The 21,407-nt window shown below is 41.4% G+C and carries 15 protein-coding genes and 1 pseudogene; 8 read left to right on the top strand and 8 right to left on the bottom strand.

The genetic code is table 11. The annotated features are described in order from the left end of the window. From menD to ACGHCK_RS00455, 8 genes and pseudogenes are all read left to right on the top strand, one after another. Nucleotides 1–1,647: a 2-succinyl-5-enolpyruvyl-6-hydroxy-3-cyclohexene-1-carboxylic-acid synthase gene (menD, locus tag ACGHCK_RS00420; protein ID WP_251421419.1), complete on the top strand. Its 1,647-nt coding sequence runs from the start codon at nt 1–3 to the stop codon at nt 1,645–1,647. Next, nucleotides 1,637–2,464 (top strand): 2-succinyl-6-hydroxy-2,4-cyclohexadiene-1-carboxylate synthase, encoded by an 828-nt coding sequence (gene menH, locus ACGHCK_RS00425; protein ID WP_251421422.1) that lies wholly within the window; start codon nt 1,637–1,639, stop codon nt 2,462–2,464. Before menD ends, menH begins: the two co-directional genes overlap by 11 nt. A gap of 33 nt (nt 2,465–2,497) precedes the next feature. Beyond that, the gene (gene menB / locus ACGHCK_RS00430; RefSeq protein WP_003134096.1) at nt 2,498–3,340 is read left to right on the top strand and encodes a 1,4-dihydroxy-2-naphthoyl-CoA synthase; all 843 of its coding nucleotides are present in this window, start codon (nt 2,498–2,500) and stop codon (nt 3,338–3,340) included. A 3-nt stretch (nt 3,341–3,343) separates the two neighbouring features. Beyond that, nucleotides 3,344–4,696, top strand: coding sequence for an o-succinylbenzoate--CoA ligase (gene menE, locus ACGHCK_RS00435; RefSeq protein ID WP_251421425.1), 1,353 nt, complete (start codon nt 3,344–3,346; stop codon nt 4,694–4,696). Beyond that, complete coding sequence (gene menC / locus ACGHCK_RS00440; RefSeq protein WP_251421428.1) at nt 4,686–5,789, top strand: o-succinylbenzoate synthase; 1,104 nt, start codon at nt 4,686–4,688, stop codon at nt 5,787–5,789. The genes menE and menC overlap by 11 nt, the downstream gene beginning before the upstream one ends. Beyond that, nucleotides 5,786–6,163: a PaaI family thioesterase gene (locus tag ACGHCK_RS00445; RefSeq protein ID WP_251421431.1), complete on the top strand. Its 378-nt coding sequence runs from the start codon at nt 5,786–5,788 to the stop codon at nt 6,161–6,163. Before menC ends, ACGHCK_RS00445 begins: the two co-directional genes overlap by 4 nt. Continuing rightward, nucleotides 6,156–6,257: pseudogene (locus ACGHCK_RS00450) on the top strand (GNAT family N-acetyltransferase); the annotation flags it as partial. The gene ACGHCK_RS00445 and the pseudogene ACGHCK_RS00450, both read left to right, overlap by 8 nt. A 249-nt stretch (nt 6,258–6,506) precedes the next feature. Beyond that, a complete protein-coding gene (locus ACGHCK_RS00455; protein ID WP_271328221.1) occupies nt 6,507–7,046 on the top strand; it encodes a hypothetical protein in 540 nt (179 codons plus the stop codon). Nucleotides 7,047–7,311: 265 nt separating this feature from the next. On the opposite strand, the gene gtfB is transcribed toward ACGHCK_RS00455, so the two are convergent. From gtfB to asp1, 8 genes are all read right to left on the bottom strand, one after another. Next, nucleotides 7,312–8,670, bottom strand: a complete 1,359-nt coding sequence (gtfB, locus tag ACGHCK_RS00460; RefSeq protein ID WP_251421437.1) for an accessory Sec system glycosylation chaperone GtfB — start codon at nt 8,668–8,670, stop codon at nt 7,312–7,314. Further along, on the bottom strand, nt 8,667–10,172 hold the full coding sequence (gene gtfA / locus ACGHCK_RS00465; protein ID WP_251421440.1) for an accessory Sec system glycosyltransferase GtfA: 1,506 nt from the start codon (nt 10,170–10,172) through the stop codon (nt 8,667–8,669). The genes gtfB and gtfA overlap by 4 nt, the downstream gene beginning before the upstream one ends. Nucleotides 10,173–10,191: 19 nt before the next feature. Beyond that, a complete protein-coding gene (locus ACGHCK_RS00470) occupies nt 10,192–11,202 on the bottom strand; it encodes a beta-1,6-galactofuranosyltransferase (RefSeq protein WP_251421443.1) in 1,011 nt (336 codons plus the stop codon). Between the two features lie 210 nt (nt 11,203–11,412). Continuing rightward, a complete protein-coding gene (locus tag ACGHCK_RS00475; RefSeq protein ID WP_394304421.1) occupies nt 11,413–16,935 on the bottom strand; it encodes a pectate lyase-like adhesive domain-containing protein in 5,523 nt (1,840 codons plus the stop codon). A gap of 138 nt (nt 16,936–17,073) precedes the next feature. Beyond that, nucleotides 17,074–17,283: a hypothetical protein gene (locus ACGHCK_RS00480; protein ID WP_202230658.1), complete on the bottom strand. Its 210-nt coding sequence runs from the start codon at nt 17,281–17,283 to the stop codon at nt 17,074–17,076. 183 nt (nt 17,284–17,466) lie between these two features. Then, on the bottom strand, nt 17,467–18,285 hold the full coding sequence (gene asp3 / locus ACGHCK_RS00485; RefSeq protein ID WP_202230659.1) for an accessory Sec system protein Asp3: 819 nt from the start codon (nt 18,283–18,285) through the stop codon (nt 17,467–17,469). Between the two features lie 9 nt (nt 18,286–18,294). Further along, nucleotides 18,295–19,887 (bottom strand): accessory Sec system protein Asp2, encoded by a 1,593-nt coding sequence (asp2, locus tag ACGHCK_RS00490; protein ID WP_251423572.1) that lies wholly within the window; start codon nt 19,885–19,887, stop codon nt 18,295–18,297. Continuing rightward, nucleotides 19,880–21,397 carry an accessory Sec system protein Asp1 gene (gene asp1 / locus ACGHCK_RS00495; RefSeq protein WP_271328218.1) on the bottom strand — a complete coding sequence of 506 codons (1,518 nt, stop codon included), beginning with the start codon at nt 21,395–21,397 and terminating at the stop codon, nt 19,880–19,882. The genes asp2 and asp1 overlap by 8 nt, the downstream gene beginning before the upstream one ends. Nucleotides 21,398–21,407: the final 10 nt, after the last annotated feature.

The raw sequence follows: 21,407 nt of genomic DNA on the forward strand, positions 1-21,407 counted from the left end.
ATGAATAATGAATACTTAGCTCCACTTGTTGATGAACTTTATCATTTGGGCGTACGCGAAGCGGTCTTTAGTCCGGGTTCTCGTTCGACAGCACTGGCCATGCTTTTCGAAGAATATGGGAAGTACGACACTTATGTAAATATTGATGAACGTTCTGCTGCTTTTTTTGCTCTCGGTATAGCTAAAGTGCAACAACGCCCTGTTGTGCTTATCTGTACCTCTGGTTCTGCCGCTGCCCACTATCTTCCTGCCCTTACGGAAGCAAAACACAGTCGTGTGCCCTTAATTCTTCTTACAGCCGATCGTCCCAATGACTTGCAGTTTGTAGGCGCTGCTCAAACTGTAAATCAGTCGGAGTATTTCGGAAAATTTGTGAATCATTATGAAGAATTAAGTCGTCCGACTGAGCACAACTTTTGGACATATCCTCGTAAGGTAGCACAGCGTGCTTTTGCAGCTGCAGTCAGTATCCCCTCTGCTGCTGCCCACGTTAATGTACCTGTCAGTGAGCCTTTGATACCTGACTTAAATGCTGAAAATTATCGAAAAGGCAGAAAAAAATTCATCATCAGCAAAGGAAACATTAAGCCGCAATCTATCCCAGAATTAAGCGGTAATGGTATCATTCTTGCTGGTCCAGACAGTAACTCCAATTATCAAGAAGCTCTCATAACATTATCCGAAAAACTCCAAGCCCCTCTTTTGGCTGATCCTCTGTCTAATCTTCGTAAGTATGAACATCCCAACATTATCGACACGTACGATGCTTTTCTGGCCCATCCGCAAGTTTTAAAAGAACTCAAGGTTGATTTTTTCCTACAATTTGGACAAATTCCTGTATCGAAACATGTTTTGCAATTGATTGCTCAAAATGCTGATGCCGAGTACATCCAAGTTGACCCTGCGCTGGATTACCGAAACCCAAGTCAAACAACGACACAGCTAGTCCAAGCAGATGTACCTGCTTTTTGTCAAGAAGTTCCTACTTTAAGCTCTGACAACCACTATCTGAAAGTCTGGCAAAAACTTCAAAAGAAAATGCGTCAAAAACTCCAAACTGTTGAAGGTGAGAGCGCTCCCTTTGAAGGGCACTATATTCAAGTCCTTCAAGCACTTATGCCAGAAAAGGCGCAACTCTTGATTTCTAACTCCATGACTATCCGTAATGTTGACTATTTTTGGCGCAGTCAACATTCTCATGTTCACCTTTTAGGAAATCGTGGGACAAATGGTATTGACGGTCAAGAATCCACCGCTCTAGGTGTCTCCACCAACGGGGTGCCAACCGTTTTATTAACTGGAGACCTTTCCATGCTTCATGATATGAATGGTTTGATTGTTGGAAAAACACAGCAGTTAAACCTGACTATTGTACTTTTTAACAATGACGGTGGGGGTATCTTCCATCATTTGGCACAAAAAGGGCAGCCCCATTTTGATTATCTTTTTTCAACACCTCATGGACTTGATTTTTCTGGCTTAGCTCGTTTAATTGGGCTTGATTATCATCTGGTTGTAGATTATCAAGATTTTGAAGAGCATTTTCGTCAAAGCATTAACTCAGCAGGAATCCATTTACTCGAAATTAAGACGGACAAGGACGTGAGCTTAGAATTACACAAGAAATATACGACTTATGATATTTGAAGATAGGTACATTCAGATTGGCATGAATACTTTTCATGTCAGAATACATGGGCAAGGTAAACCCCTGTTAGCATTGCACGGCTTTAGTCAGTCGGCTCTTACTTGGGAAAATTTATTGCTTCCAGATTATCAAGTTTTTGCTTTAGACTTTATTGGACACGGGAAGTCCAGTAAGCCTAAAACTCTGGAAGCCTATCAGCTTTCAAGCATTCTTCAACAGCTTCAAAAGCTTGTAGAACTGCTTTTTCATGGAGAGGCTTATACTCTCCTCGGCTATTCGATGGGGGGACGAATTGCTCTACAATTCGCATTTCAGTTTCCTGACCAACCTATTGAACAGCTCATTTTGGAATCTGCGGCTCTAGGTATTTCTAATCCTCTGCAGCGTAAAAAGCGGAGGCAGTCTGACCTAGAGCTTGCAGACCAGATAGAAAAAAAGGGAGCGGTCTGGTTTGCGGACTATTGGGGCGCGCTCCCTATCTTCCAAAGTCAACAAAAACTTCCTCAGGAAGTACAATATAAAATCTGGTCCAGCCGTGCCCTAAATGCGCCCCATGCTCTCGCTCAAACTTTGCGAGCTACTGGGCAAGGAAATCTTCCAGACATTTCGCAGAGGCTTCAAGATTTAAATGTAGCTTTACTTTATATTACCGGTGCTCTGGATCAAAAATATAGGCAGATTGCTGAGCAACTCAGTACTTATAAGAGAGTACGGAGTCTTATCGTAGAGGGCGCAGGGCACAACGTACACCTCGAACTGCCTCAGCATTTTAACTTAATCTTATCCAACTCTTTGCCAGGTAGAACCATGCTATAATGAATAAGGTAGAATACTAAAAGGAGACAAACTATGTCAAAATATAACTGGCTTGCTTTAGACCGCAAGTATGAAGATGTCATTTACGAAACTTATAACGGTATTGCGAAAATTACGATCAATCGTCCTGAAGTACGTAATGCGTTTCGCCCTAAAACAGTGGTGGAACTTATCGATGCCTTTACTGTAGCACGTGACGACACTTCGATTGGTGTCATTGTTTTGACAGGTGCTAACCACGGTCAAGGTGAAGACAAGGAAGCTTTCTGTTCTGGCGGCGACCAAAAAGTCCGTGGCGACGGTGGCTATGTTGGTGAAGATCAAATCCCTCGTCTTAACGTCTTAGACTTGCAACACTTGATCCGTATCACACCAAAACCTGTTATTGCTATGGTCAACGGTTTTGCTATCGGTGGTGGGCACGTTCTCCACATCGTTTGTGATTTAACAATTGCTTCTGAAAATGCTAAGTTTGGTCAAACGGGCCCACGTGTTGGTTCTTTTGATGCTGGTTATGGTGCTGGACTCTTGGCTGCTATGGTTGGCCAAAAGAAAGCACGTGAAATCTGGTTCCTCTGCCGTCAATACACTGCACAAGAAGCAATGGATATGGGCATGGTAAACACTGTTGTACCTTTTGATCAACTTGAAGACGAGACAGTTAAATGGGCCGAAGAAATGCTTGCCTTGTCACCAATGGCACTTCGTATGCTTAAAGGCTCAATGAATGCTGCAACTGATGGACTTGCTGGCTTGCAACAATTTGCCGGTGATGCAACGCTCATGTACTACCTCAGCGATGAAGCCAAAGAAGGGCGCGATGCTTTCAAAGAAAAACGCAAACCTGACTTTGATCAATTCCCTAAATTCCCATAAGCTATGAAATGGTTAAAAGAACAGGCTGAAAAATCGCCAAATAAACTTTTCTTAAATCAACTGACTTTTAAAGAAGTCTACGATAAAACTGTTCAGACAGCCCAACATTTAAACAAAGAAACAGCTAGGCACAACCGCCTAGCTCTTCTTTCAGAAAATTCGCCAGAGATGGCAATTGTGCTCTTTGCGCTGTTGGCTTTGGATAAGGAAGTCCTCTTGCTCAACACCCATCTTACAGCTAATGAACTTCGAGAGCAACTGACTGAACTTGATGTGGAACTGCTGATTGCTTCGGACCAGCAAACCTATCCAGCAGACTTGTCTTTCTCTGATATCCATTCTTTAGAAACCAGCAGAGCTGTGCTCAATTGGCAGCCAGCCCCAGAGAAGATTGCTGTAATCATGAACACCAGTGCGACAACTGGAAAGTTCAAATCTATTCCTATAACTTGGAAAATGATTGCGGCCCATGTGGCTGCTTCTGCAGCAACCATGGGCGTTCTTCCAGAAGACAACTGGCTTGTCGTTCTCCCCATGTTTCATGTCAGTGGTCTATCCATCATCATGCGCAGCCTCTATAATGCCACTCAGGCCACCATATGTGCTTCTTTCGATGAGGAAGAGTTGATTAAACTGATTAATAACAGCTCGGTCAACATGGTTTCCATGGTACCGACCATGCTTAAACGTGTTCATGAAAAGATTGCTGCCAAAAGTCTTCGTGTCCTCTTATTAGGAGGGGAATTTATTCCGCAGCCTTTGATACAGGCATGTTTTGCACAAGGTCTACCTGTCTACAAGACTTACGGGATGACCGAAACTTTTTCCCAGTCTGTTACCTTCAACATTTTGGAGCATCCAGACAAGCTGACTTCGGTCGGTCAAGCACTTCCTGGCGTAGAGATTGAAATTTTAAATCCTGATGCTGATCAGGCTGGCGAAATACATCTAAAATCGCCAATGCTTATGAAAGGCTATCTTAATCAAGAGGACGTTCATCTATTCAATACAGGGGATATTGGCTATCTTGATAAAGACAATTTCCTTTATATTCTCAATCGTCGTAAAGATATCATTATTTCCGGTGGAGAAAATATTTATCCCAAAGAGATTGAGGATTTACTCTATAGCTTAGAGGGCATTGTCGAATGTGCGCTTGTCCCGCAGGAAGACGAAACTTGGGGCCAAGTGCCACTTCTTTTCTACGCTGGAGCGCCCGATATACAAGAAATTACAAGCTTTTTGAGTCAACGTCTGGCCAAGTATAAACTGCCGCGTCAAATTATCAAAATGAATGCTCTACCCAAAAATGCCTCAGGCAAAATCCTTAGGAAAAATTTAAAACATGAAGCTTAGATCGATTAGTTTGAATCACGTCCAACTTCCGATGAAGTTTAACTTCAAGACAGCCAAAGGTGAGCTGAAGCAGCGTGACACCATTATTATCATTGCCGAAGACGAAACCGGCCATCAAGGGTATGGTGAATGTGTAAGCTTTACTACACCTTTTTACACGCAAGAAACATTTGAAAGCTCATGGGAATACTTGGCGCAGACTTACATTCCAAAAGTAATGGCGACACACTTCACGCATCCCTTTGAGATTCATGCGTTTTTTGAGCAGCCCTTGCCGATGGCAATGGCGGGTTTGGAGAATGCCTTGCTGGACCTTTATTACAAAGTCCAAGGAAAAAATACAATCGCTACCCTTTTTCCTGAACCATTGACAGAAACTTTATCCCGTGGGGCCGTCTTGGGCGATATGCCTTTTGAGCAGCTTCCTAGCAAAATCGAGGCCTTAATCGCTCAAGGTGTGGAAAGAATAAAGCTTAAAATTAAACCCGCAGATGGTTTTGAACGCGTCCAATATGCTGTGGAGCATTATCCTCAGCTCCAATGGGCTGTTGATGCCAACCGTTCTTATGCCCTTGAAAATATCGAAGCGCTGATAAAGCTCGATCAATTTGGACTTGTCTGCGTTGAAGAGCCTTTTGCTACTGATAATCTCGAAGATTATAAAGACATTTTTCCGCAGCTTTCAACACCTATCTGTTTTGATGAAAATGTCCAAAGTTGGAGTGATTTACAGGCTCTTTCTCAACTTAAGGGGAAAACCATGCTCAATATCAAAATTGGCCGCTTAGGTGGACTTTATCAAACAAAAGAAGCTATCGCCTTTTGCCGGAAAAATAACATTTCCTTCTGGATTGGCAGCATGGTCGAAAGTGGTATTTCTAAGATATTGCATACACAACTGGCCACTTTAAGCGACAATGCCATGCCAGGGGATTTGTCAGATTCGTCCTATTATTTTACGGAAGATTTGATTCTACCAGAGATTAAATTTATTGAAGGTAAGATGAACAGACCGCGTGGCAAGGGCTTGGGTGTATCTATCAATCAGGCAGCACTTGAGCATTACACCGTGAAAAAGGAGATTTTTACATGACTTTGATTGAACAACTGGGTATTCAAAAGCTGGTTTTAACCCCAACAGGTTTTACTGCTCAAATGCCTTTAGGAGACTTTCACGCGCAACCTCAAGGTTTCTTAAATGGTGGTGCAACGCTGGCCTTTGCTGAGGTTGCTGCTGGTATGGCAAGTAATTTCTTGCTTGACGATAAACATTTTGCTGTCGGCCAAGCGGTCAATGGCAATCATTTGAACCTAACTAAAGCAGCAGGAATCCTCTTTGCTCAAGGTCTTCTTCTGCACAAAGGTGGGCGTACACATGTGTGGGAGATGAAGTTTACAGATGCGCGTGAGGTTTTAGTGGCACAAGTCACTGTGACCAACGCTATTGTGGAAAAAAGATATGAATAAAGACAACGTAATATTTGCAGAATTGGTGGACGTAAATGAGGCCGAACTTGCGGATATCAATCAATTAATTATCGACACTTGGGCTTATCAAAAATAAAACACAAAAAATGAGAGATTTCTATCTCATCCAAAAGTCTAGCTTTTAGGAGTCACTACATTAAACATATGATTCCCTATCTTTTTCCTTCATCCACTTCACAAAGTAACCTCACTGTTATATTGTTAGCTCCCGCCATATTCGTAGAATAATTGTCTCCTAATCCAAAAGGATTTTAAAAAATTAAGACAGCTAAAGTGTGCTAAGATTTAAAGTAAATATATTTTTAGTATGAGACTGCAGCTCATGAAAAACATTGGATATGGAGGAAAGCAGAGGGTGAAGAAAAAACATTTTAAAAAAACAGTAACTAGTCTCGTCACCACAACAGTACTATTTTCATCACTAGTCCCCTCAGTAGTGGGGGTAGCTCAGAGTCAAGTTATTCCAGAAGTAACTGAAGAGGTAACTCAAGTTAATGAGACAAGTCTAAATTTAGGTAAAAAAAGCTTTGAAGATTTCTTACTTAGGAAAGGAATTCATGATATTAAAGAAATTTCACAAGAAGATGGAGAAAAGCTACTTGATGAATATGCAAATTTACTCGATAGACAGAGACTTGCGCCTGTAGCTGCGGCGGCGGCTGTTGCCTCACTTATTTGGGCAGGGATTAATATTGGTAAAAGTTTTTATTCTGCGGGTAGATATGCAGCTATGCAAGCGTTGAGTCGTCGATGGACGACACGTACTGCATATAAAAGAAATTCAAAACCGTATTGGTTTACCATCAGCACCATTAGCTTTTGGGCAGCCTTAGGCTTTGATGACTTTATGTATGGACGATGAGCTATGGATACGTTTTTTTCAATCCTATCGGATATTACACAATTTCTCTTAGCTCTCGGTGTTTTGTCGTTAGCCCTTGACTTCAGCCGAGCAAAAAGAGAGCTCAGAGACATAAAGCAGATTTTATTAGAAAAAGAAGCTAAAAACAGAAAATAACAAAAAACAGGAGGTGGTTCTTAATCCTAAGAATTATCTCCTGTTTTTTAATCGTTTGTATCTTTCTTTATGGGAAACAACCAGCTTCTTCTGATGAACTTAACTACAATCAGTTCAAAATGTTCTGGTAATCATAAATATCAGTTTGGCCTGCATGTTTGTGCTGCCTTTTAAGTGCTGCTTGAAAAGCGGTGTTATCTTGGGACAAGATTTTAACTTTGTCAATCAGTGCCTGTGCATTATCTTTACTGAAAATATTTTCTGTAGCGGTATAGCGCTTATTGTGCACGACATTATCGAAAGCTAAAATCAACTGATTGTGTTCAAAAGCTTGCCGGATGATATTTTCCATTTCATTAGCATGATTGATATCTAAGTAGAAACTGTTATTTTTCAGAGACTTTCTGATGTCTTCATCACCAACATTAGGATAAACACTGACATTATTTCTATCTTCATAAGCCATCAGAGAAGGACTCATCGTGGTTCGTGCTGCAATATGAAAATGAATTTCGGGCAGTGCTGCAACTATAGTTTCCAGCGCTTCAATTTCTGCAGAGTTAGTGAAAATAAAGGCTTCTGAACTTAAGGAACTACGATTTTTAAGAGGATAGAGGTAGCCCAGTTGCATAAGTTCTGTGTTCAGAGATATTCCCTCCAACTGACTCATGATTCTCTCAAATTCCGCTCTGTCTTGAATAACAATCCGTTGGGTTGCATTATTAGTATCATCAAGAATGCTTCTCATATTACCAGGAATATCTTCTGAAGTTTCCTGCCAAAAAAGAGTATGGGCAAAGTTTTTTTCAGGATTGAGCGCTTTAAGGCGATTGATAATAAAGAAGGGGCGCCCCAGATTGTTGTAGAAAATCTCATCACTTTCTATATGCGCTATTTCCATGAAGAAAAGAATGAAGGCATTGAAGTTTTCAAAAACATGGTGCTTTCCTTCATGATTAACCTGGACTGTACCCGTGACGTGATTTTCTAAAATAACTTCACGTCCTTCATCATCAAAATAAGTCGTCAAAGCCATGTTGCCATCTGAGTAAGTACGCTTTCCATAACGTTCTCCAAACTGATTATACATATCTATTTGACGCACACGGCCAGCATCGTTATACCATTCGACAGTTGAAACTACTCTATAGTCATTTTCACGCTTACTGTACTTGATGTGCCCCATTTTTTTATAGCCTTCAAAAATTTCAGCTTGTGTGCTGTCCCCTCTTATTTCCCAATAGAAAGGGACCTTGACTTCGTTAAAAAAGAGTGGTTCTGGTCGAGCATCAGCATCCAGTTGATGATTTTTTTGCATGCCCGTAAAATAACCAACGGGAGTTTGGACATGTTCAGGCATAAAGCCATTTTCTTCCAGAACAATGGTGGTGTGTGTAAAACCTGCCTGGCGTAAAGAATGTTCCAAGTCAAAAGCTTGGGCATTATAATTTTCAAATAAGTTAATCATTGTTTTATTACCTCTTGTTCGAGTTTCAACCACATTTTTTGAATCTCCTCTGTCAAATATTTTTTGGCAATATCATAGGATGATTGGGAAATGAGGTGAAGTGCTGCTTCGTCTTTTTCCTGCATGGCGATAATAGCCCGAGTAATGTCTTCAACAGCTTTGGAGCGATTATTTTTGTCATAGTCCAACAAGTAACCGTTTTGCCCTGGATGAATAAACGTTTGGTTACCGTAAGGAACATCAAATCCAATCATGCCAAGTCCTGATCCTACTGCTTCAAGTAAGGTCAGACCAAAACCTTCTGAAGTTGAAGTCGCCACATAAGTTTGATAGTTCTTATACACATCCGTCAAATCATGTTGTCCCATGAGACAAATATAACTTTCCGCGCCTAAATCCTTAATTAACTGGCGCAAAGCTGTTCCTTCACCTCCATAGCCATAAATATCTAAAGTTAAGTCCTTAATCTTCTTACGTGCTTCCACAACTGCTTTAATCTGCCAATCTATGTGTTTCTCAGCAGCAAGTCTTGAAGCTGTAATCAAACTATTTTTCTTACGGACACTCGCTTTTTTCAATTCGTCAATAGAACCTACAGGGAGAGTATAAATGGTAATTTCTCCCTTATTATATTTCTTAAACTGGTCCTCAATGACTTCTTTTTGTCGTTCAGTAGCTGTGATAAAGAAATCAATAACAGAAGCATTTTCAAACTGATAGTCATAGAAATTATTCCAAAGAATTTGCTTATCCGTCGTAAACGACTCACTGAAATGCTCCGCATGAATGACGATACCAACTTTTGCTGGCCCTGAAGCCCTGATAATTTGTGGTCCCATGCCCGTAGAACGATCAATAATCAAGATGTCCTGTTCCGTCAAGTCAAGACACTCCACAAAATACTGGATTAGCGCCTCCTTAGAGTAAATGGTCCGGTCACTGAAAATATAGAGGGATTCCTTGCCATTGATTAATTCATCGTAAGCCACCGAGCCATTTTCATTGAAGAAACGTCGCTGATAAATATTTGCCTGATTATTCACAGGTTTAAAGTACTCGCTAAAAGTCTTCGTGTAAGTGTAGTAATCCCGCTGAATTAGCTTGCCAGCAACGACAATCTCTGTACGATAGACTTTATCCTTGTTCTTTTTATCCAAGAAAGCAGTCATCCTCATGTGATTATCGTTAAAGCTGTAGGTAATTTGTGTTTCCCCTTCCTCCACCTTATCGGCGGCCTTGGGAAAAGTCGCTTCCAAATCTTGTCTGCCGAAACGAGTAGGCGAAATCTTTACATCTGTAAAATAGCCATAGAGCCAAATGATTTCACCATCATCAAACCCAATATTTTCCGTCATAGGCTGAAGATTTTCGAGAAAGAGATCCGTAAAAATAAATTGAGCATCCTGCTTGTTTTTCTTAAAAATATTCGAACGGTAGGCTTGGGCATATTCTACACCGGAACTAGCCCAACCGATACCATGATTAAAATTGTAAATAGTCATACACTACATCATCCTATTCTTACTTCAAAAAGAGAGCTTTTTCAATCTCAATTATAAGACTTTTCGTAAAATGTCCATCGGTGATTAAAGCACCTACATCTTTCACATTTTCGATGAGTTTTTCATACTCTTCTTCATTCATCTTTTCCACGATTGAGACAACTTCTTCCAAACTTCCAGCCACAAAACCAAGACCATTACGTTGTACAAAATCTGCCTTCGCAAAGCCTTTAGGCACAATAACAGGAAGACCTGCTGCCAAATAAGTTGAAAATTTAAAATGATTAACAATCTGGAAGTACGCTTTGTCAAAGTGCTCATCTTCCATATCATCTTCTGTCCAAACTAGACCAATTCCCCCTTCATTAAGCGAACGCATCAGTTGATCATCGTGCATCCAGCCTTTGAGTTCAACATTTCCCACCGCCTCAACTGTTCCTTTCGAATATGCTTCCAGCAAGATATTACTGGACCAGTTTTTGATAAACGGATAACGTCGAACACCTCCAGCAAACTTAATTTTTCGCTGAAAAACCGGCTTCGCCTCAAGAGTGATACTGCTTGTATGGTCCCAAATTTCTTGGATCAAAACGGGTGTTTCTAAACCAAAATTGATTAAGATTTTATGCATCTTTTCAGAAGGCAGAATTACTAAATCTGCTTGATTATAGAGCTCAATATAGTATTTCATCAGATAAAAGTTGGGTTTAAACATGAGCGGAATGAAGTCGTGAGTGAAAATTACTACTTTTTCTACACGATTTTTTAACTGCTCAATCAAGACTTTGTCAAATTCAAAACCAGACCAGGACGGCAGTTGCACCACGGCTAATTCGCCGCCCTGTACGGGAGCTAGAAAACCTTCTATACGTTTCCAGCGTTCCATATCCGTATCACGTCCTGAATCATGAGCAACGATTGCAATTTCTTTAAAACCCATTGTTTTAGCAATATTTGTCGTCATATGTTGAGCAATCTGTGCAGTTGAAACAGCTGAATGCCCATAAAAATTAGTAATAAATTTATTCATAAAATTAAATTCCTCATTCTGTATTCGCAAGAATAGTGATAAACTTCTGGAAGTTCTTTCCTTGAAAACATATCCTACCGTTCTTACTCCCATCATTTTTTAGAGTAATGTCAGATAAGTTTCCACATTCCGTTTCTAGATTTACAACTGTTCCTAAAAGGCCAAATAAACCACAAAGTCCGCAATTGCGGACTTCTTGGTTATTGAAGCTTAGTTTTGCTCCTGCTCTTTATCATCCTTTTTGCGTTTTTTACCCGCAACAAGGGCTGCCGCAAGGATAGAGAAGCCTGCAAAGGTTGCTCCTAGAGCATTTTCATCACCAGTCGCTGGTAATTTTTGACCTATACTGTTCCCTGGATTTCCAAAGTCTGGCTGTACTTCGTTTGTTAAGCTATCAGACATTGAAGTTGAGATTGACTCTGTCGCTGATGTTGACTCGCTTATCGATTCGGAAGGATAGTCAGAGTTTGACACTGAATCTGATACAGACTCACTTTCTGACACGCTTACTGATAACGATTCGCTTTCTGAGCCGATATCAATCAATGAAAGAAGCGCTGATTCTGAACTTGATTCTGAACCGCTCGTTGAAGTACTCAGAGAGCCTTCTGGAGTCATTGATGGAGTGATTGGTCTGAATGACATGAACTCTGAGGATGATTCGGAAAGACTTGCTGAGGTACTCAGAGAACCTTCCGGAGTCATTGACGGAGTGATTGGTTTAAAGAAATCGTATTCAGAATCTAAAGCAGATTCAGACATAGAGGCAGAGATGGAACTAGATTCTGATGCTTCCACAGAAATTGACTCTGAGGATGATTCGGAAAGGCTTGCTGAAGTACTCAGAGAACCCTCCGGAGTCATTGACGGAGTAATTGGTCTGACTGCTGGAGCCAATGATGGAGTGACTGGCTTAAAGAAATCGTATTCAGAATCTAAAGTGGATTCAGATAGTGAAGCGGAGATTGAAGCGGACACTGAACTTGACTCAGTTTCTGAAAGCTCCATTGATGTCGATGCCGACTCGGACTCTGAAAGGGAAGCAGAGATTGAACCGGATACCGAACTTGACTCAGATTCGGAGACTTCTACTGAGGTCGATGCTGACTCGGATTCGGAGAGCTCTACTGATGTAGATGCCGATTCTGATTCAGAGACTTCCACTGAGCTTGACTCTGACTCAGAAAGGGAGGCAGAAATTGAAGCGGATACTGAACTTGATTCGGATGAGGATTCAGATTCGGATACTTCTACCGAAGTTGATGCTGACTCGGATTCAGAGACTTCCACTGAGCTTGATTCCGAATCGGAAAGTGAAGCGGAAATCGATGCGGACACTGAACTTGATTCGGATGAGGATTCAGATTCGGATACTTCTACCGAAGTTGATGCTGACTCGGATTCGGAGAGCTCTACTGATGTAGATGCCGATTCTGATTCAGAGACTTCCACTGAGCTTGACTCTGACTCAGAAAGGGAGGCAGAAATTGATGCAGAGACTGAGCTTGACTCTGATGATGAGTTAGATTCGGAGAGCTCCACTGATGTTGAAGCTGACTCGGATTCGGAGAGCTCTACTGATGTAGAAGCAGATTCTGATTCAGAGACTTCCACTGAGCTTGATTCTGAATCGGAAAGTGAAGCAGAAATCGATGCAGAGACTGAGCTTGATTCGGATGAGGATTCGGATTCTGATACTTCTGCTGATGTAGAGGCGGACTCTGATTCGGATACCTCTACTGATGTTGAAGCTGACTCGGATTCAGATACTTCCACTGATGTTGAAGCGGACTCGGATTCTGATAGCTCCACCGATGTAGATACGGATTCGGATTCAGAAAGTTCCACTGATGTTGATGCAGATTCGGATTCTGAGAGCTCTACCGATGTAGATGCGGACTCGGATTCTGATAACTCCACCGATGTAGAGGCGGATTCGGATTCAGAAAGTTCCACTGAGCTTGATTCGGAATCGGAAAGGGAGGCAGAAATTGAAGCGGATACTGAACTTGATTCGGATGAGGATTCAGATTCAGAGACTTCTACTGATGTCGATGTGGACTCTGATTCGGATACTTCTACTGATGTGGATGCGGACTCTGATTCGGATACTTCCACTGATGTTGAAGCTGACTCGGATTCAGAGACTTCCACTGAGCTTGACTCTGACTCGGAAAGGGAGGCAGAAATCGATGCGGATACTGAACTTGATTCGGATGAGGATTCAGATTCGGATACTTCTACCGAAGTTGATGCGGACTCTGATTCGGAGAGCTCTACTGATGTAGATGCCGATTCGGATTCTGAGAATTCCACCGATGTCGATGCTGATTCGGATTCAGAGACTTCCACTGAATTTGATTCGGACTCGGAAAGTGAAGCGGAAATCGATGCAGAGACTGAGCTTGACTCTGATGATGATTCAGATTCGGAGACTTCTACCGAAGTTGATGCAGACTCAGATTCGGAGAGCTCTACCGATGTCGATGCGGACTCGGATTCAGAGACTTCCATTGATGCAGAGGCTGATTCTGATTCAGAAAGTTCCACTGAGCTTGATTCCGAATCGGAAAGGGAGGCTGAAATCGAGGCAGAAACTGAACTTGACTCTGATGATGAGTTAGATTCGGAGAGCTCCACTGATGTAGAAGCTGACTCTGATTCAGAGAGTTCCACTGAGCTTGATTCCGAATCTGAAAGGGAGGCAGAAATTGAAGCGGATACTGAACTTGATTCGGATGAGGATTCAGATTCGGAGACTTCCACTGATGTAGAAGCAGATTCTGATTCAGAAAGTTCCACTGAGCTTGATTCTGAATCAGAAACTGAACTTGATTCTGAAAGCTCAGCTGATGTTGATGCGGATTCTGATTCGGAAACCTCCACTGATGTAGAAGCTGACTCTGATTCAGAAAGTTCCACTGAGCTTGATTCTGAATCGGAAAGGGAAGCAGAAATTGAAGCAGAAACTGAACTTGATTCTGAAAGCTCAGCTGATGTTGATGCTGACTCAGAAGCAGACTCTGAAACCATGGCTGACTCGGATGACGATGCGGACTCAGATTCGGAGATAACGATTGAGAGTGATTCGGATTTGTCTAGCGAGTCGCTTGTTGATGCAATTATTGATGTTGATTCAGATTGAGAAACGGATGTCGAAATTGAAGCGGAGACAGATTGTGATTCAGAAACTGATGCAGAAACAGATTGCGATTCGGACTGCGATACCGATTGGGATTCGGATATTGAAAGAGAAGCGGATTCAGATGTGGAAAGAGAACCTGAGCTTGAATAAGATGCCGAAAGTGAAGCCGACAAGGACTCTGAGCTTGATACTGACACTGACTCTGAACCACTTTCAGATTGTGAAACTAGGGCTGACTCAGATGCTGACAAAGACCCCGATGCAGAGGAGGATTCCGACTGTGAAGCGGACACGCTCATGGATTCTGAACCTTCTGGGCTGAACACGTAAATCACTTTATTGTGTTCTGTTGTCGTGTCTGTGATTTCTGTTGTAGTTGGTTGCGTTACCCCTTCAGGCAAGAATGAATTCCCGTCTTCCAGATAAGTATAACCTTCTGGGACGTTAGTCTTCGTATAAAGCTCTGACGTCCAATCGATGGTATTGCCCACGTTAGCCGGAACATTAGCTGACCCAGCTATCTCGCTCCCTACTTGATTTGAAGATGATGATACAGGTAAACCAGAGATGACATCAATGTAGGTGTAGCTTACATTTGGATTAGCATCACCATAAACATAAACATTATACTCGTTGGTAGTCCCTTCTTGAGGAACTACTGCATAGTTTGCCTGTCCCCACTGATCACCATTATCGACTGTAGAAGTTCCATCACCACTTGGTTGTCCCTCGGTTCCTGTTGGAACATCCTTAGAAATTTGTGTTGTTTCATCATTCGCACCAATAGCCCACTTATAACCGGCTGGCATGTTATCAATCGCATACTTCTTATTAACCAAGTTGATGGTCTGTCCGATATAGTTTAAATCATTTGAAACAGGAATTGTGGTTGAACCCACTGTCTTCCCACGTTGATCCACATAATTTAATTTGATTTCACCCACAGAAAGAGCATTGGTTTGAAGCTCACGTGTGTTGCTAGTTAAAATACTAGAATCTGCTGTTCCATCTGTTACTGTGGTTACACCATTTTTATAAGTTAATTGTCCAACAGTTCCTGTAGCATCCGGAGTATTTGGTGAAGCATTCACTCCCTTCCAACTACTAACAGAAGAATTATTAAGTGTAAACGCACCAGCACCTTGGATGAGACGCCCAGCAGCATTTTCACCAGTAGAATTTTTAATTGCAAAATTCAAGGCTTTAGGTGAGGTAAACTCTACTTTTGCAGACGCCGAATTAACATTAATAAGTGCACCTGCATTCCATTGATTGACTTCAATCACAGCGTTTGCCGCGAATGAAACACTTTGGTTTCGATTGATATAAGCAGCACTGAAGGATTGTGTAGCTCTAGGAATGCTTAAACGAAAATTCTGTCCAAAAACCCATTTAGCATCTGCCGCTGCTCCCTCACCTCCATGCATAAAACGCTGCCAGCCATCTTGAGTCCAAGAAACGTTGTCACCTGCAATAATACCATTAGTATAATTATAAAATGCTGGATAGTTAATATTAATCCCCACTTCTGCTTTAGCATCAAAGCTAGAGCCATCCCCCATTGTGATAGTATTACCATATCCAGGGGAATTAGGATTACTATTATAATTATCAAACCAAAAGACGGAATCATCACCGTCAGTATTTACATCAGGCCGGAAATAATCAAGCGACGCTCCGTTGGCAACCTCAATCTTGGTGATACCACGCGTAATCTCATGATTCATGCGGAAGACATTGCTACCTGAGAAAACTGCCTTGCCGTAATTGACGTTGACCGCGTGTATAGCAACTTTGCTAGAGTCAGTGTCGCTTTCGTTAGAGATGCTGACATTATTTATATTCGCAGTCAAAAGTGGACCATTAGCCCCCCATTGACTCGCACCTCCATCAAGCAAGCCACGTTCAGCCTCACCATAAGGAAAGCCTTGAATAACTTTCATATTGGTAAACGTAATCGTTGTTGCTTTACTTGTCACATTAGATAGTCCAAAACTTTTTTGGTGAAGGTTCAATGTATGATTATTCCCTTGAATTATTACATCATTACCTTCATTACGTAGCTGAAAATTCGAACCATCAACCGATTCAATATTATTTTGGATATCAATATAGCGTATAGTCTGATTATTCCATGCAGAAACAAGCTCTGCAAATGTTGATACAGCGGCATAAGTGCCATCAGCCTGTGCTTGTGCCTTATATTGTGCATCATTGATTACTTGATCAGGCGTAGCAACATTAACTGACGTTGGTGATTTAATATTATTCGCATTGTCAGTCAAGATGTTTTCAAAATCTGGGCGGTTGCTGTCAGGGTCTACAGCAACAGAGTTAGCCTTGCCCCTCTCATCACTTTCCAGAGCCTTTAAGGCGGGCAATTTGAAGTTCGTTTTTGAAGCATTAGTGTCTTTCACCGAAGCAAGTGCAGTCAGATCTGTCCCCGCAGCTCCGCCTCCCAAAATACTAATACTCGAAATCGTTGCATACAACCAACGTTTCTTCGACTTGTACATGCGATAGCGCAGCTTTGGCTCCGAGGTTTTCAGTTTTAAATTTTCTCTTTTACTTCTTTGTTTTTTCCTCATAGTCATTTTTACCTTTTCACTTTCATTATTTGGGCAATTATTACTCCTTATCAATTCCCAGAAAGGGCTTGATTTTATTCAGATGGCTTTCAACATGTGCTGCAGTTCCCAAATAAAAATCATCATCATCATCTGGAGTCAAAACAATCTCATGATAAGTGGAATAATCATGGCTATTGCAAGACTCACAGCAATAAGTGTCGCTATCAACTTTTTGTTACTGGCATCCTCTTCGATATCGTTAATGATACGGTCTGATTCTGCTTGAAACAATTGTTCAATTTCTACCTGCAGTTGTGTCATCTCTTTCAAAGATGTTTCCTGCTGTTCTTCCGAAATTTTTGGCATTTTGTAGCACCTCTTTTAGCTTTACAAACCTGGCATTTTTTCATACCTATGCGCTTTTAATGTTACACTTAAATTAATATTAGATGTTTAAAAGTAATATTAAATACATTATATCACACAAAGGTTACATTTAGATAACGAAAAGCAAGTTTTTTCAGTGTATTAGTTTCGCCTCTTGTTCTTCTATTTTTGTAAAGCTAAAAGAAGCATTTGAATTTCATAGGCTGTAAGTAAATCTGTTGTATTTTTGATATCTGTTTGAATCTTCTTGTCTGGAAAATATGTATGTAATATTTCAGGCAAGGACTGAAATTCTATACTGAATTTTGCAAAATCTACTCCAGTCTTAATTTCAATAAGTCCATCCTGTGTTTCAAGTTTATCAATGATGGCTGAGAGCACCGCCTGAAAATCCGTTTTTTGGCTCACAAAAAGGAGCAGGTTGGCGGTATTATCCGAAACCATGATACTTTCCCGGTCGGAGCTATGAACACGCAGCTGAAACTTTTCACTTGGAGTTTGACATTTTATAAATGTTAAACCTTCTCCTCTTTCCACCTCAACACTGTCATTTTCTACTTTTTCCATCAATATAATGTCATAAAAAACCAGCTTTTCATGCTTGATATTATTGAGATTAATACTATAGTGGGCAGCGTTATGTGGATACTGAAAGGTAAAATGTAGTTCTTCAAAATACTGTGTTGCAGTAATTTGACCAAACTGGTCACGAAAATCGATGTTTACGCGAAATTGATTTTTCGGATTTTCTTGGATAAAGAAGATTACTTCATAAGTTTTACCCGGCTTCAGCAGCGGCAAGAGTGGAGCAGCACGGTCTTCCCCATAGCTCCCCTTGGAATGCCAAGCCTTGATAGTCGTACCCACGGGCATCATGGGTGATGAAAAAGTCACTTGATGAGATTCTAGCGTGATTTCTGAACCATAATTGTAAGCCTGATTGAAACGTTTCCCCCATTTGATAAGTGCAGTATCTGCCATAAGAACTCCTTATAATCTAAAGTCAATATCACGCCCATATTTATTGAGCAAGACGTTACGGTATTGTTTGATAAACCAACTGTTGATGCCGGGAGAGTTGTCATTGTGACGGCCGATAAATCCCTTATAGAGTAAGGTGGCTTTAGAATTCGTGCTTTTGAGTTTTTCAACCAGCATCGAAAAGGCCTTATGGTCATAGTCATCCTGCTTCATATAAGCCAAGGCAAAGGTCGTCGAGTCATAATTGCCTTTTGAAAACTTATCCCAGAATTTTTGGTCCAAGCTCTCCGCATTGGCAGTTGTTGAGCTGCCACCATGATGAAGAACCATGTCCAATGACGTGCCCCACATTTCAGGTCGATTAATACGTTCATTGAGCGCTATCGTGCCAATATTAGCCAAGGGTTTACCCACAATAACCGCCGCCGGCGACAAATCCGCCGCATAATAAAGCGCTCCAAAAGTCCCCATGGAAAGTCCTGATAAAATCAAGTCTTGATTGCTAAAACCCAACCACTCTAGCTTATCTTGAATAAACTGAGAAATCTGCGCTTCAAACTCTGAACTTCCAAGGTAAAAATTTCCTCCCTCAAGTCGAGGATCTCCAAGCAGAATAAACGGACCTCCCATATTGGCCATCATGCCACGTCCTTCCATCCCTTCGGCTGAGCGATAACCCGAGAAATAAACCGACAAAGGAGGCTTCATATCCCCGGGATGAAAATAACAGTTGACTTCTTCATTTCTAACCTGTCTGTCAATTAAAGTTGTGGCGCCTGAAAACATCACGGACTTGTCGTTGAGATATTTTCGGAAATGAATATTACCAACCTGTATTTCTCCCTGTCCCCCCTTAGCATAAAGCCCTATACTGGTATATACTGTATGTTCAGTATCATTATGAACAATGATTTCTTGATTTCTAAACTGCTGAGGACTCCCCTTGATGACCTTGATAATGTTATAGTGATTTTTTTCAAGAACATAGATTCGATATTCCAGCTCCAAGTCACCTTTAACGACGGTGTCTTCTGGATAGAAAGCAAGTTTGTCTCCTGCTCCAAAATCTACGCTGTGCCTGCGCCAGTGCAAAATTTCTGAAAATTCGGGTGTAAATTCCCCCATCAGCTGCATATAACTGTTTCCAAACTTAGTGGACTGCCCCTTAAAACCTTCAGATACAGCCACCATTTCAGGTTTGACCTTGTATCCCATTTGTCCGATGGATAAATCCCATACTTTTTCCCGAAGGCTTTCCAAGCTGTCTTCTTTTGTCCGGTAGGGATGCGCAAACTTCTGTTCCAAAATTTGTTCTTGATGGGGACTAATCTCCGCTTCTGCATCATAGAAAATCTGATAGGCCGGGAACTGAGCCAGCTGCAAGGGAAAGGAGCGCAAAAGCAAGGCATCCGCCCCTAATATAAAGAGGGAGCGGTTGTGCTTGGGGTTAAATTCCCCCTCTACAAAAAATCTCTCCCCTGCTTCATCAGCCATCAAGTCATAGTTTCCCGGTAAATAAATCACATGGAATTTTTCTTTTATAGCTTCTGAAAAAGTCAGGGTCTGTCCCCCAATTTGGATAATCTTACTTTTTTTAGCCATGCTGTTTAAAAACCTCCAACCATTTTGCTTTAATCAAATGCGGCTCGTGCTGTTCAATGATGTCGATACTCGTCACTAAAGACTTGTTCCAATTTCTTAACGTTCCCATGTAGTAGACCAACGCTTCTTTCAAATCATCCGAACTTGATATTGTCCAGCCGTTTTCTCTCTCGCGCAAGAAGTCGCTCTGGTGCCGTGTCAAAATTGGGATACCTGCACTGACTGCCTTTACATGACGTTGTATATCGTACTTTTTAGAAAGGTCAACGTAAACACGAGCAATATCAAAAACATCCTCCGTCTTAAGTAAATCAAGAGGACTCACCTGCTCAATTCTGAGCTGAGCATTGACAGCACCTACATAGTTCAACCATTGCGGTGAGTTTTTGAGCTCTTCGATAGCATCTTCCAGATGTTTAAAAACCCTCTTCTCCTTTTGCGCTATGACGTATTCATGAACTTTCTCATATTCTTCTGAATCAGAGTCAACACCAAAGTGCGTATTGATGAGAAGCTTTTGCAGAAAATACATACGTCTGCGATCTTCCACATCTTCCAGTTCGACAATTAAACCATAGTCCTCATCTGAAATAGCCTCTTCAATCAAGAAAATTAAATTTTTCTCTGCCTCTCCATTCAGGTCTGCAAAACTTGCAAAAACTTTCATGATGGGCATCGTATCAGAGCGGCCCAAGTTGAGTTGAGGAAGAAAAACAGGAATGTAAGGCCCAGTCTGCTTTGTGTCCATCTGAAAAACAGCAGAATCGCGAACCCAGTGTTCTGAGTCAAGAGGCTTCTCCATATCTCCTGAAAGAATATGTATCTGATTCCAGAAGCTTGGGATAGCAGACATACTTTTTTGACTTGAGTCAACCAAGACCGACTTTTCATATCTTCCAAAATTTTCTAGCACGCCTATAGTCAAGGCTTCAAGTGCATCTTCCAAGGAAGTATAAGTTTTTTGGGAGAGATAAGCATGTTCCTCCAACAAAATGGAAAGTCGTCCCTTTTCTTGAAGCAGTGTTTTCTGCCCCTTCTCATTGAAGTACTCCGACTTTACCAGAAGTCGATTTTGGTTAAAAAAATGAATGCAGCTTACAAAGCCACGATCGTCAAATATTTCTCGTTGAAAACCGTCCTCAGTCCGCCAGTCAATAAAATCCATAAATCCATAGGCATTATAAACCACCTGCCCAACAGTCTGGCCTTCTTTCAAGAGCAATACCTTTGAAGGAGTATAAACTTTCTCTACATCCGCAGGAAAAACTAAATCTTCTAAGGCTAGCGGATGACCAGCTTGAACCTCAATGCCTTGCAAATGGTCAAATAATCGGATAATGTTTTTAATCTTGAAAGCCTGAGCGTTGAGATGATAACGCAAAAAAGGAAGATGTTTGGGAAGCAAAACCGTGCATTCCATATCAGCCTTAGTAAAAAACTGCGCAAGATTGTAAATTCGATCTGAACCCAAATCAGTCTGATCCTGCCACTCCGCTAACAAATAAATCATAAAGTTGTCC

Origin of the sequence: Lactococcus muris (assembly GCF_042849115.1) — a bacterium.
GTDB classification, from domain to species: Bacteria; Bacillota; Bacilli; order Lactobacillales; family Streptococcaceae; genus Lactococcus; species Lactococcus muris.

Excerpts from the sequence above, each read along its gene's own strand:
- menE (WP_251421425.1), top strand. The coding sequence starts at position 3,344 with ATGAAATGGTTAAAAGAACAGGCTGAAAAATCGCCAAATAAACTTTTC.
- asp1 (WP_271328218.1), bottom strand. The coding sequence starts at position 21,397 with ATGATTTATTTGTTAGCGGAGTGGCAGGATCAGACTGATTTGGGTTCA.
- menC (WP_251421428.1), top strand. The coding sequence starts at position 4,686 with ATGAAGCTTAGATCGATTAGTTTGAATCACGTCCAACTTCCGATGAAG.
- ACGHCK_RS00455 (WP_271328221.1), top strand. The coding sequence starts at position 6,507 with ATGAAAAACATTGGATATGGAGGAAAGCAGAGGGTGAAGAAAAAACAT.
- asp3 (WP_202230659.1), bottom strand. The coding sequence starts at position 18,285 with ATGGCAGATACTGCACTTATCAAATGGGGGAAACGTTTCAATCAGGCT.
- menD (WP_251421419.1), top strand. The coding sequence starts at position 1 with ATGAATAATGAATACTTAGCTCCACTTGTTGATGAACTTTATCATTTG.
- menB (WP_003134096.1), top strand. The coding sequence starts at position 2,498 with ATGTCAAAATATAACTGGCTTGCTTTAGACCGCAAGTATGAAGATGTC.
- ACGHCK_RS00480 (WP_202230658.1), bottom strand. The coding sequence starts at position 17,283 with ATGCCAAAAATTTCGGAAGAACAGCAGGAAACATCTTTGAAAGAGATG.
- ACGHCK_RS00470 (WP_251421443.1), bottom strand. The coding sequence starts at position 11,202 with ATGAATAAATTTATTACTAATTTTTATGGGCATTCAGCTGTTTCAACT.
- ACGHCK_RS00475 (WP_394304421.1), bottom strand. The coding sequence starts at position 16,935 with ATGAGGAAAAAACAAAGAAGTAAAAGAGAAAATTTAAAACTGAAAACC.
- gtfA (WP_251421440.1), bottom strand. The coding sequence starts at position 10,172 with ATGACTATTTACAATTTTAATCATGGTATCGGTTGGGCTAGTTCCGGT.
- ACGHCK_RS00445 (WP_251421431.1), top strand. The coding sequence starts at position 5,786 with ATGACTTTGATTGAACAACTGGGTATTCAAAAGCTGGTTTTAACCCCA.
- gtfB (WP_251421437.1), bottom strand. The coding sequence starts at position 8,670 with ATGATTAACTTATTTGAAAATTATAATGCCCAAGCTTTTGACTTGGAA.
- asp2 (WP_251423572.1), bottom strand. The coding sequence starts at position 19,887 with ATGGCTAAAAAAAGTAAGATTATCCAAATTGGGGGACAGACCCTGACT.
- menH (WP_251421422.1), top strand. The coding sequence starts at position 1,637 with ATGATATTTGAAGATAGGTACATTCAGATTGGCATGAATACTTTTCAT.